The organism is Anaerobiospirillum sp. NML120448 (assembly GCF_023050945.1).
Lineage (GTDB): Bacteria > Pseudomonadota > Gammaproteobacteria > Enterobacterales > Succinivibrionaceae > Anaerobiospirillum.
The window spans coordinates 39,024-51,689 of the sequence record NZ_JALKIM010000004.1 but is presented as its reverse complement, the minus strand read 5'-3'; the positions used below and the strand labels follow the sequence as shown (position 1 = coordinate 51,689).

The 12,666-nt window shown below is 41.8% G+C and carries 8 protein-coding genes; 5 read left to right on the top strand and 3 right to left on the bottom strand.

The features are described from left to right. Positions 1-4: 4 nt before the first annotated feature. From MXE38_RS01495 to uvrB, 3 genes are all read left to right on the top strand, one after another. Positions 5-982 (top strand): glucokinase, encoded by a 978-nt coding sequence (locus tag MXE38_RS01495; protein WP_246910373.1) that lies wholly within the window; start codon positions 5-7, stop codon positions 980-982. A gap of 283 nt (positions 983-1,265) precedes the next feature. Then, on the top strand, positions 1,266-1,463 hold the full coding sequence (locus tag MXE38_RS01490) for a hypothetical protein (RefSeq protein ID WP_246910371.1): 198 nt from the start codon (positions 1,266-1,268) through the stop codon (positions 1,461-1,463). Between the two features lie 246 nt (positions 1,464-1,709). Next, complete coding sequence (gene uvrB / locus MXE38_RS01485; RefSeq protein ID WP_246910368.1) at positions 1,710-3,917, top strand: excinuclease ABC subunit UvrB; 2,208 nt, start codon at positions 1,710-1,712, stop codon at positions 3,915-3,917. 228 nt (positions 3,918-4,145) lie between these two features. Here uvrB and MXE38_RS01480 read toward each other — a convergent pair whose 3' ends face one another. Together MXE38_RS01480 and MXE38_RS01475 are read right to left on the bottom strand one after the other, a co-directional pair. Next, on the bottom strand, positions 4,146-4,700 hold the full coding sequence (locus MXE38_RS01480) for a UPF0149 family protein (protein ID WP_246910366.1): 555 nt from the start codon (positions 4,698-4,700) through the stop codon (positions 4,146-4,148). 97 nt (positions 4,701-4,797) lie between these two features. Next, positions 4,798-5,649: a carbon-nitrogen hydrolase family protein gene (locus MXE38_RS01475; protein WP_246910364.1), complete on the bottom strand. Its 852-nt coding sequence runs from the start codon at positions 5,647-5,649 to the stop codon at positions 4,798-4,800. 92 nt (positions 5,650-5,741) lie between these two features. On the opposite strand from MXE38_RS01475, the gene MXE38_RS01470 reads away from it, so the two are divergent. Then, entirely contained in the window at positions 5,742-6,545 is an 804-nt protein-coding gene (locus MXE38_RS01470) for an inositol monophosphatase family protein (protein ID WP_246910362.1), read from the top strand. Between the two features lie 321 nt (positions 6,546-6,866). Beyond that, positions 6,867-7,223, top strand: coding sequence for a hypothetical protein (locus MXE38_RS01465; protein ID WP_246910360.1), 357 nt, complete (start codon positions 6,867-6,869; stop codon positions 7,221-7,223). A gap of 398 nt (positions 7,224-7,621) precedes the next feature. On the opposite strand, the gene MXE38_RS01460 is transcribed toward MXE38_RS01465, so the two are convergent. Beyond that, positions 7,622-11,929: an Rne/Rng family ribonuclease gene (locus MXE38_RS01460; RefSeq protein ID WP_246910443.1), complete on the bottom strand. Its 4,308-nt coding sequence runs from the start codon at positions 11,927-11,929 to the stop codon at positions 7,622-7,624. Positions 11,930-12,666 lie beyond the last annotated feature (737 nt).

The following is a 12,666-nucleotide window of genomic DNA, read 5'->3' as shown; positions in this document are numbered from 1 at the left end:
TTTTATGACTACTTTAACAGGTCAAGCTTTAGTTGGTGATATTGGTGGTACCAATGCCCGTTTAGCTATTTGTAATTTAGCAGATGGTTCTTTATCTGATCCTATTATTTACTCTGCTTTGGAGAATGATTCTTTAGAGTCTGTTATTCAGAAGTTTAGACAAGAGACTAAGGCTCAGTTTAATGCTGCTTGTATCGCAATTGCTTGCCCTGTAAATCAAGACTATATCAAGATGACTAACAATCCTTGGGAGTTTTCTAAAAGAGAGCTTAAGGAAAATCTCGGCTTAGAAACTTTGTTAGTTATTAATGACTTTACTGCCATGTGTATGTCAGTTACCTGTATTGATAAAAAGTCTATGGTTAAGATTGGTGAGGGCGAACCAGTAGCTGATGCTCCTATTGCTGTATATGGTGCTGGTACTGGTTTAGGTGTAGCTCACTTAATTAAGAGTGGTGATCGCTGGATCCCTCTTTCTGGCGAGGGTGGTCACGTTGATTTAGCTCCTGCCAATATGTCAGAGGATATGATTTTAATTGCCTTACGTGCTCGTATTGGCCACGTTTCAGCTGAGCGTGTGTTATCAGGCCCTGGTTTATTAAACCTCTATGAGGCCATTGCTATGCGTAATGAGCGTTTAAGAACTGGTCTTACTCCTGCTGATATTACCGCTTCTGCTTTAAGTGCTAACCCAGATCCTGATTGTTTAGAGGCTTTAAGCACCTTCTGCCGCTTAATGGGTCGTTTCGGTGGTAACTTAGCTCTTACCTTAGGTACCTTTGGTGGTGTGTATGTAGCTGGTGGTGTAGTACCAAGATTCTTAGAGTTCTTCAAAGAATCTAAGTTCCGTGAGGCTTTTGAGGATAAGGGCCGCTTTAAGAGCTACTTATCTAATATTCCTACTTACGTTATTACTGAGCCAAAGGCTGGCTTAATGGGTGCTGCTGCTACCTTACGTCAAGAGTTAGGTGCAGTGCTATAAGTTGCAAGCTATAAGCTTTAGTAAACTTTGATTTAAAAAAATGCTCAATCTTAAGCTTTAGGTTGAGCATTTTTTTTGTAATTAAGTAAAAATTTTCGTATAGATAAGCATGATTCTAAGTTTGTACATATATTGCTTAGCTATAATACTTGTGATTCAGGAAATCTTGGATCTTAGTATGTTCTTCGTTGATGCGGTGAAAGTGGCTAGAATTTTTACTAAAAATTGAGGCTATTTTTGCCGTTAAAAACAATATGAAATTGCTTCTTATTAGGAGATAACCATGAGCAGCATTACTGGTACCAGCGCAAACTTTGGTTTTGAGGCTTTAAGCGTAGCCATGACTAAGCGTGCCACCGAACAGCAGGGCAAAGCAGCTTTACAGTTACTTGAGAGCACCGCTCAGTCAGTTGAGCAAATCAACGCTTCTGCTCCAAAGGCCTCTGGCAGCGTTGGCTCTTCTGTTGATGTTTACGCATAAGAATGATTTTGTGCTAAAATTATAACAACAATATAATATGTAGAAACCTTGTTTTATTCGCGAAAAAACAAGGTTTTTTTTATGGAAAAAACATTAAAGCTCTCTGTGGTTGGAATTTAGTTAATTTAAATAGCTTAACGTCGACCCAGATTACACTATCTCTTGAGTTGCGCTATCAAGATCAAGCGCTAATCACGAACTGAGATCATTACAATATAGGGCCAATATTTCTAGAGGGTATTATTAGTGGCAGTTAAAAATAACTTTCAATTGGTAGCACCTTTTAAGGCAGCAGGAGATCAAGTACAAGCCATTGATAAGCTGGTCAATGGTGTGATTGCAGGCGATAAAGCTCAGACCTTATTAGGTGTAACTGGCTCTGGTAAGACCTTTACTATGGCTAATGTCATTGCTGCTTTAAATCGTCCTACTATGATTTTGTCTCATAATAAGACTTTGGCTGCTCAGCTTTATGGTGAGATGAAAGAGTTCTTTCCTCATAATGCTGTTGAGTATTTTGTTTCTTATTATGATTATTATCAGCCTGAGGCCTATGTAGCAGCTACTGATACCTTTATTGAAAAAGATGCCAAGGTCAATGATCATATTGACCAAATGCGCCTTAGTGCCACCAAGGCCCTCATGGAGCGCCGAGATACCATTGTTGTTTGTTCTGTATCGGCTATTTATGGCTTGGGTGAGCCAGAAACTTATTTAAAGATGATGTTACACATCTCACGAGGAGAGCAAATTACTCAAAGGCAAATTATTGATCGCTTAGCGGCCTTGCAATATGTACGTAACGATATAGAGTTTGCTCGTTCTACATTTAGAGTAAGAGGCGATGTGATTGACATTTTCCCAGCTGAATCTGATGGCTATGCTATTAGGGTAGAGCTCTTTGATGATGAAATTGATCGTATTAGCAAGTTTGATCCTTTAACAGGCGCTATTGAGTGTCAGTTACCACGCTTTACTGTCTTTCCTAAAACCCACTATGTAACGCCAAGGGATATCTTGCTTAATGCTGTAGAGCAAATCAAAGTAGATCTAAAAGACCGTTGTGATTATTTCTTAGCTCATAACAAATTACTTGAAGAGCAAAGAATTAGAGAGCGCACTCAATATGATATTGAGATGATTAATGAAGTGGGGTATTGCTCAGGAATTGAGAACTATTCACGCTATTTAACTGGTCGTAAAAGTGGCGAAGCTCCACCATGTCTGTTTGATTACTTGCCTAAAGATGGCTTGTTAATCATCGATGAGTCACATGTTACCGTTCCTCAAATTGGAGCCATGTATAAAGGTGATCGCTCCCGAAAGGACAATTTAATTCAATTTGGTTTCCGTCTGCCATCGGCTTATGACAACAGACCTTTAAAGTTTGAAGAATTTGCCCGTATGCAGCCGCAAACTATCTATGTTTCAGCAACGCCTGCTCAGTATGAGATTGACCTTTCCTCGCAGGTGGTAGAGCAGTTAATTCGACCAACAGGCCTTTTAGACCCTATTATTGAGGTTCGTCCTGTAGCTACTCAAGTTGATGATGTTATGTCAGAGATTAGAGTGCGAGCTCAAAAAAATGAGCGTACTTTAGTCACAACTTTAACCAAGAAAATGGCCGAGGAATTAACCTCCTATTTAACCGAGCATGGCCTAAGAGTGCGTTATATGCACTCTGATATCGACGCTGTAGAGCGTATGGATATTATTAGAGATTTACGTTTAGGTGAGTTTGATGCTTTGATTGGTATTAACTTGTTACGTGAGGGCTTAGATATTCCTGAGGTGTCCTTAGTAGCAGTGTTAGATGCTGATAAAGAGGGCTTTTTACGCTCTAGTCGTTCGTTAATTCAGACTGTAGGTCGTGCAGCTCGTAATGTTGATGGCATGGCTATCTTCTATGCTGATAAAATTACTGACTCTATGGCTCAGACTATTAATGAAACAAAACGTCGCCGCCAAATTCAAGATGAGTACAACAAAGAGCATGGCATTGAGCCTAAGCAAATTAAAAAGAAAATTGTTGATGTTATGGAATTGGCTATTACCAATTCAGAGGTGTTTAAGGTACCTCTAGAAAAGAGAGCCATGCCATCTCAATCCCGTGCTCAATGGGAGCAACAAAATGGTATCGATAGCCTTAAAGGTACCAAGCGCTCTAATCAAAAAGCTAGTGACACTAACAAAGTATTTGATATTAAAGCCTTGTCCTTGCTCAATGAAAAGGCCATTCGTGACCTATTAAAAGATCCAATCAGTGCCCGCTACTTGCCAACAGCCCAAGAGTTAAGCAAAGAAATTGAGCTTATTCAAAAACAAATGTTGGAATTAGTGCGCGATCTTAAATTTGAAGAGGCTGCCGTATTAAGAGATAGGATGAAAGCTTTAGAGCTAGTGCTCTTATTAAAGCCTGGTCGAGATCTTGAGAGTGAACTTACCAGTAGCTAACAGCCAGCTAGCTGGCTAGCCAGGTAGGTAGCCCGCCTGCCCGCCTGCCAGGTATGTAGGCAGGCAGGACAAAGCTTGCACTCCATAAAATAGGCATGGAAGTGCTCAGCCCAGGAGAGAGCTTGTTGGCCCTGGGCCATGAGCCTTGGCTTGTGGCCAAGGCCCAAGGGCCAGCAAAGAGCCAAGGCTTTTTGCTGGCTCATAGCCAATTTAGTGCTGGGGAGGGCTTTATTTATTGAGCAGAGTATAAATTTCTTGAATCATGGAGTGTAAGTTCTCCACTACATCATTAAAGTCATCCTCTGAGAAGTCATCATTAACATCGATTTCCTTGAAAAAGTCGATAAACTTCATATAGTCTTTGAGATTGGCGTTTTTCTCTACATAGTCACTATCAACAATAGAACCTGCCACAGGATTACCCTCACAGCATAAGCCGAGCATAAAGCCATAGGCAATATCAGCAGCTGTTTGTAAGCGTACTGATTTTTGTGCCTGCTCTTTTTTAGTTGGAATAAAGAGTTCTACCTTTTGGTCTTTTAATTGACGCTCAAGCTCGATAAGCATAGTGGTAAAAAGAGCAATGCCGCTACCGCCAACAGCGTTACCGCCATTTAAAATTTCGCAAGTAAGGGTCAAAGCCTTATTGTCAGAAGCACCATGGCCACGACAAATGACACCTAAAATAAAACCTTGAGTAGTGGCAATGTTCTCCTCAAAGCCTGCGCCGTTAAAGCTATTACTAATTTTTTGATAGAGCTGATTATTTTTTAAGTCTTTCATATTTGGGTACTATAGTGAAATTTGCTATTGCTGGAAATGATAGTGGGGTCTAGTAAAGTTTAAATCAAGGGGTAGCAATTAATAAAGGTAATTTAAGCTAAATCTTTTTGACTAAGAGCTGATATTTATCAGGCTTACGATAAGCATTACCATGTATTTCATTATTGCGATATTCTCTAAGCTCATCTAAATCTATGGTAGCTAAGTAAATACCTTCACTCTCAGGGGCCTGTAAAATACAAGTATCACGGGATTCATTTTCATTCTTTTTATAGACCACACCATCAAATATAGTAGAGTGGCCATTACAGTCTGGCACATTGATGGGGTAATTGCATGTTGCTACGGCCAGCATGTTTTCAAAGGCACGTGCTCGTAGTTGGGAGATACGATTAATTTCCATAGGACAAGCATTAGGCACTAGGATTAACTCAGCTCCTTTGAGCATGAGAATGCGGGCGCTTTCAGGAAATTCACGATCATAGCAAATCATGGCTCCTACTTTGACTGTACCACAATCGGTATCAAGATCGCATACATAGAAGTCTTCACCTGACGATAAGTAGCGCTCAACATCAAAATCACAAGTATGCACCTTAGCATAGGTAAGTACTCGCCTGCCTTTTCTATCAAACAGTACCAAAGTGTTCTGTGGATATTGGCTATAAGAAATCTTTTCTAATAAGGTAAGGCCAATGGCCATATTAAGTTGTTTTGATAGCTCTTGGAAAGTTAGGACAAAATCGTCATTGAGGGTAATAGCTTCCTGTTTCCAATCGTCAAATTTACGATCGTATATATCATAGCCATTGCTATACATTTCTGGAAATAGGGCAATATCAGCTCCACCTAGTTTAGCTGCCAAACAAGCATTGATGCCTTTAGTTAGGTTTTCTTTTAAGCTTGAGCATGGCGAAATCTGTAGCAGGGCAATAGTTAGTTTACTCATAATAATTGAAAAAAATTTAAAAAAATGTGATATCAAAGGCTTGCAAATTTGTATAATAAAGCACTTTTGTTTAACCAAGAGAGCTCTTTAACATGCATCCAATGCTTAATATTGCAGAACGTGCCGCACGTGCTGCTGGTAAGGTCATTGCTCGTAACCTCGGTCAGGATAATTTTACTGTAGAGGAAAAGCGCAAAGACGACTTAGTAACTGATATTGATCGTGAGTGCGAAAATACTGTTACTTCTATTTTATTAAAGTCCTACCGTGACCACGCTGTTTTAGGCGAGGAAGGTGGTCTTCAAGGTAATAAAGATTCCGAGTACGTCTGGATTATCGATCCAATTGATGGCACCACCAACTTTGTTAAGGGTATTCCTCATTGTGCTGTGTCTATTGGCTTACAACACAAGGGTCGTATCATCTTGGGTGTAGTCTTTGATCCTATTAAGGACGAGATGTTCTTAGGTAGCGCAGGCGAGGGTGCTTATTTAAATAACCGTCGCATCCGTGTAGGCAATCATCAAAGCGTTGATGGTGCTGTAGTTTGCACTGCTTTCCCTGTACGTTATCGTGAGCGTATGGATGCTTATATGGAGTTATTCACTCGCTTAATTAACCAATGTGCAGATGTACGTCGCTCTGGTTGTGCTAGCTTAGATCTTTGCTATGCTGCTTGTGGCCGTTATGATGCTTACTTAGAGCAAGGCTTAAAGCCATGGGATTTTGCTGCTGGCTCTTTAATTTTACGTGAAGCTGGTGGTATTGCTACTGACTTTACTGGTGCTCCAAATTTCTCTAAGAGCGGCAATATCGTAGTTGGCAATGCTCATATTGTAAAGAACCTTTTAGCTAAGGTTTGTGATGCTCCAAATCTTCCAGGCATCTTACGCTAAGCAATAATAAGCTCATTGTTTAGGCTCAAGGCTTTAACCTCGTAGGTTAAAGCCTTTTGTGTTTTTAGGGCCCTTAAAAGCCTGTCCTGCCCTACATAAAGGCTTTTAGAGCTGATAATTTGTACAAGGCTCTCTAAGAGATATTTGGAAAGTTTTTTACTATTAGGCAAGGCACTTTGAAGAGTAATGCATAATAGATGTAAGTAGGGTCAGTAAAAAATAGCAAGTGAAATTTGGTATCAATTTTGCCTAGATATAATTAATAGAAAATCGATTTTTACGTGCTGTACTAAAGGTATAGTGCATTTTTATGGATCATATATGAATAGTTTAGTGGTAAAAACTTTGGCAGCTACTTCTGTAGCTTTATTTTTAAATGGCTGTGGCATGGTTTCACAAGGAATCACATCTGATGATAGTTACCTTGATAAAGCTGAGAGTGCCATAGGCATCGACAAATCTCAGTTGACACTTGATAAGGACTCTGTAAAAGGTGGCATAGACGCTGTTAATTTCGATGTTTATGACAAGAAAGGTAATCGCTATAAGTGTTACTTTACTTCTGCTGTTGCTATTACATCAGATGCTCTTTGCACCAAGATTTCAAAGGATGGCACCGCTACACCTGCTAACAAAGGCAATTGCAATGCCCTCCTAAAAGCTGCAGGTAGATGCTAAAGCTTTAAGAATTGAACACCACTTTGAGCTCTAAGTTAGCTCAAAAAAAATTGGCCATATATTCAGTATGGCCATTTTTTTTGCCTTTTTACTTTAAGGCTGTAGATAGTAATAGGAACATTAACTTAGGGCCATAGCCCTGGCAGGGCAATGCATGGCAGCGCAGTGCAGCAAAGCGTTGGTAGGTTGTGTTTATAGTTTTGGCAAAGCGTTGATAGGTTGTTGGTAGAGTGTTGGCAGTGGTTGGGCATGGGCTAGGGCTAGAACATGGCCAAAGCGTGGCCAAGGGATGGGCATGGGGAGAAAAAGCAAAGCCCCTAAACTTTTTTAAGTTTAAGGGCTTTGGGATAAGCCAGGGCTTATGGAGGAGCGCTGGCTTTAGAGTTTTTTAGCTTAAATTAGTTGTCAGATTTCTCTTTAAACTCTTGATAAGCTTGGTTTAATGACTTAGAGAAGTCATCCTCATCAGATTTATGAGTGTTTTGAGCTAAAGATTGAGCAAAAGCTTCCATATCGTTGTCTAACTTATTTTGCACCTCTTGGTGGGCAGCAAAATCAAAGTCAGAAGCATCAATAGTGCTCTCTTGCTGTGCTTCTTCTACCTTTTTGTTTTTAGCAGGAGCACGCTTACGCTTAGGAGCTGGAGTTTCTACTTCCTCTTCTTGCTGGTTATCGTCCTCTTGAGGGTCAAGCAATTCCTGATCGGTGTCCATAGCGTCAGCTAGGGCCTCATCATAATTAAATGCCTTAGTAATGGACTTAAACTTAGCCTCAATAATGTCTTCTCTATCTTCGTCTGCAAGGTCAGACTCAGTCTTATACTTAGAGTTATCAATAATAGTGCTATCTAAGATAGAGCTATCATCAAAACTTGAGACGGCCTCAGTAATGGTAGTTCTAATGTTGCGAGTACGAGCATCGTGGTCGAATTCTTCAACATTATCATCACGCATTACACGGGCATAACGGGCTGAGAGTCGGTCTTTGCGGTCGGCTGACCAAAAGTCACTCACATGACGAGAACGCTCATAAGGGCTCTCATATGGCTCTAACTCATCAGAGGTGTCGTCAGCATCAGTCTCTTCGTAAACCTGAGCAATGTGCTTGCGTGGCTCTGGAGACTCAATAACCTCATCAACTACAGAAATTTCAGTTTCCATTACTGGTTGTTCTTCAATTTCACTAGTTGTAGTTTCTAAAGTTTCAGCCTTCTTACCTCGTCTAGAGGCAGTGCGCTCTTGCTTACGACTTTTACGTGGGCGGCCATCATCATCACCCTCAAAGTCATCAATAAAAGAATTAGAGCTTAGTAAAGCATCCAAGCTAGCAGAAACATCATCGTTTTGAGCTTTCTCTACAGCAGCCTCTGAATCTGCCTCTACAGCTTGCTTAGCTTTATTGTGACGTGGGGTACGCTCAGACTTTTGAGCTTTAGCACGGCTGTTATTGCGCTTAACCTCAATAACTACTTGCTCTTGAGCTTCGGTAGCCTCTGTAGTTTCTTGCATCTGTAAAGCTTCTTGGGCCTCTGGAGAATCAATTGCTACAGCCTCAGCCTCGCAAGCTTGAGTTTCTGCCTTAGCAACAGGAGCATCGCAGTTAGAGATGGCTGGGCTTAAAGCAGCACGAGCTTTAGCTAATTTAGCCTTGGCTTCACCATTAGGGTCAAACTCACTTAAAGTTGCACCTGTTGGCTCTGGACGGGTAAAGAAGTGCTCGTGTAAGAGCTGTTGTGCTTGCTCGTCGTCCATAGAAAGGGCAGCTTCACTGCTCTCAAGACGTAAGGCTGCATGTAAACCACCAGCACGCTCACACTTTACAAATTCATTACCAGCTTCAAAGTCACGGGCTTCATGATCTTGGCTAAAGGCAAGTTCAATAGCAGCAGGCTCTGAGATGGTAGAAACCTCAGCAGAAACAGCAGCATCATTATAGCCACCAGCTGAATCGTCCTTGTTAAAGTCGTAACCATCCTCATAAGCACGAGCTTGAGTGGCTTGCTCAAATGGTAGTTGAACATCAGGGCCTTGACCCATAGGGGCACAAGTAAAGTCTTGCTCGCTAAAGGTAAAGTTCTTGCTAATAGTTAAGTTAGCAACATCAAAGCTCTCAAGGTCATTAAAGCCTACAGTATGGGCATTAAGAGCAATCTTTGGCTTAGTGCGTTCTACCTTCTTAGAGCGACGATCCTCACGGGCTGGACGCTCCTTACGGGTACGCTCGCTACGCTCAGGACGGGTGCGCTCTTTACGGGCACGCTCGCCACGTGCAGGACGCTCAGAGCGCTCTTGCTCTAAATTGTCCATTGGTAAGTCACCTTGTGAGGCGGCAAACAACTCTTGATCTGCTCTAATATCCTCAAAGGAATTACGCTCATCACGCATAGGGCGCTCAGCACGTTCATCACGTGGGCTGCGCTCTGGACGCTCAGTTCTGTCCATACGCTCTGGGCGCTCTTCACGCATAGGACGCTCAGCACGCTCGTCACGTGGGCTGCGCTCTGGGCGTTCGGCTCTGTCCATACGCTCTGGGCGCTCCATGCGCTCCTCGCGAGGGCTACGCTCAGGACGCTCTGGACGTTCCATGCGCTCATCACGCATGTTTCTCTCGGAGCGGTTTTGGCGCTCTGCCTTTTCAAAACGTTCACTCTTGCGACGATCACGCTCAGAACGGTCTAAGCGCTCGCCACGCTCAGGGCGTTCGCCACGCTCTGGGCGCTCGGCTCGGTCGGAGCGGCGTTTTTGATTGTTACGACGGTTATTAGGATTGCGACGTGAATTAGAGTTATCACGACCACCTACGGCATTGTCTGAACCCTCAGGGGCTTTATCCTTAGTATTGCCGTTTGCAGATTTATTTTGAGCTGGCACGTCACCACCTTTAAAGATATTACCGATAAAGGAGAAGAGTTTAGAGAAAACTCCACCGCTAGAACCATCGCTTGACCCACCATCAGTTACATGAACTGGGCTTAAATTGGGATTTTGGGTGGTGTTAGCATTTTTTACCTGTATGGTATGAGGGTTATCACCAGTGGACTCTAAAGCATTGGGGGCTGGAGAGTTAATAGTAATATCCTCGGTATAAACCATAGGGGTTTCTTTAGCACTTGGCTGCTGTTGCTTCTTGTTAGCAAACTCACGGCGGAGCATGCTATCTTGAATTTGAGCACGGGCCTTAGCAGCACGCTCACGTAAGAGCTCGGATGGGTCATCCTTAGAGCAGTCTAAAGGTAAGCTTTGAGCGCTGTTTAGTACACGGTGAACCTCATAGCTAGGGGCCATCATGTGAGGATCTGGAATTACAGTAACCTTAATGCCAGTATTCTTTTCAATATTTTCTAGTTGACGACGCTTGTTATTCAAAATGAAAGTTGCGATCTCAACTGGAGCAAAGGCCATGACGTCGCCTGTATGCTCTTTATGTGCTTCTTCTTCGACCAGACGCATGATCGATAACGCCAAAGACGCAGTATCTCTAATAGTACCCTGGCCTTGACACATTGGACATACGTGGCTTGATGATTCCTCTAAAGATGGACGCAATCTTTGGCGAGACATCTCTAAAAGACCGAAGCGGGAGATACGAGAAAATTGAATGCGAGCACGGTCTTGACGGCATGCCTCACGCATACGATTTTCAATTTCTCTTTGGTTCTTGATTGGGCTCATATCGATAAAATCGATAACAACCAATCCACCTACGTCTCGTAAACGTAATTGACGAGCAATTTCCTCTGCTGCTTCAATATTAGTTTGTAGCGCAGTTTCTTCAATATCGCCGCCACGAGTAGCCTTAGCTGAGTTAACGTCGATAGAGGTAAGAGCTTCGGTAGGGTCAATAACAATAGCGCCACCAGATGGTAAACGTACTTCACGTAAGTAAGCTGATTCAATCTGGCTTTCGATTTGATATTTAGAGAATAATGGAATGTCGCCACGGTATAAACGAACACGCTCAGAAAATTCTGGGCGTACTAATTTAATGTGATGAACAATGTGCTCATAAACATCTTTGCTATCAACTAAAATTTCGCCAATATCAGGACGTAAGTAGTCACGAATAGCACGAATGGCAATGCTAGACTCTTGGTGAATTAAAAAAGGAGCCTTTTTAGTGGAGGCAGCTTTTTTAATCATTTCCCAAAGCTTAGTTAAAATAGATAAGTCCCAGGAAAGTTCCTCAGAGCTCTTGCCTACACCAGCAGTACGAATGATTACACCCATGCCGTGAGGAATATCAATACCCTCAAAAGCAGCACGAATTTCAGCACGCTCTTCACCCTCAATACGACGAGAAATACCGCCAGCACGTGGGTTATTAGGCATTAAAACTAAATAAGAACCTGCAAGGGAAATAAAGGTAGTTAAAGCAGCACCTTTTTGACCACGTTCTTCTTTTTCAATCTGAACAATAACCTCTTGTCCCTCTTTAAGAGCAGACTTTAATTGGCTATGGTCGCTAAAGTTGGTGCCTTCTGGGTAGTACTCACGGGCAATTTCCTTTAAAGGTAAAAAGCCATGACGCTCTACGCCATAGTCTACGAAAGCAGCCTCTAAGCTTGGCTCAATACGAGTGATAACACCCTTATAAATATTGGCCTTCTTATTGGCATGTTGAGGTGATTCAATATCGAGGTCATAAAGTTTATTACCATCGACAAGCGCAACACGCACTTCTTCTTCTTGCGTGGCGTTGATAAGCATTCTTTTCACGGAAAAGATCCTTATACGGCAATCCTTCCTAGAAATCAGAACACAGCTTCTGCTTAAAAAATAGCAATGCTTTCATGCTTAATAGACAAAATTAACGCAAGTTACTACGCAAATAAAGCTTGTAATTGCCAGCCAATAACTATCATCATCCTAAGTATAAGTTAGGAGGGATATTTAAGATTGAGCTTACAATTACTTATAAGATAGCAAAGTCTTGTCCTTATAAAATGGAAAGTTAAATTTTGTTAAGGGCCTATTGTTTATTAACTTTAATTTATGGCTAGCACATGGCTATGACATAGGTTAAAGCAGTGAACATTAGTGTAGGACTAAAGTCCTAACTATTAAGCAATAAAAATCACAATGAGAAACTGGGCGCACCCTGGTAATAGCTGAAAATTCACCCATTAACTACAGGAATTAGGCGCAAAGGAGTTTTCTGATCCTATAAGTATTGAAATTTGTAATAAGCTACAACAAGCGCGCCTTATCTTCTTAGAAGAGGGGGCTTGATGGAGCAACCGTGTCGACTCTTTATCGCTACTATAAAGAAAACTAATCACTCTCTTAATTATGATCCTGCTTGGTTAAGAGCCAAGATCACAGTTTAATCTAGTGCTGTAACGTTCTAGCTTTAGGTGTTTTGCAATTGGCTAGGCCTACTTAATACAAATAAGTAACACTAGCATTGTTAGCTGTAAAACAGCATAAGCTTTACAAAACTATAT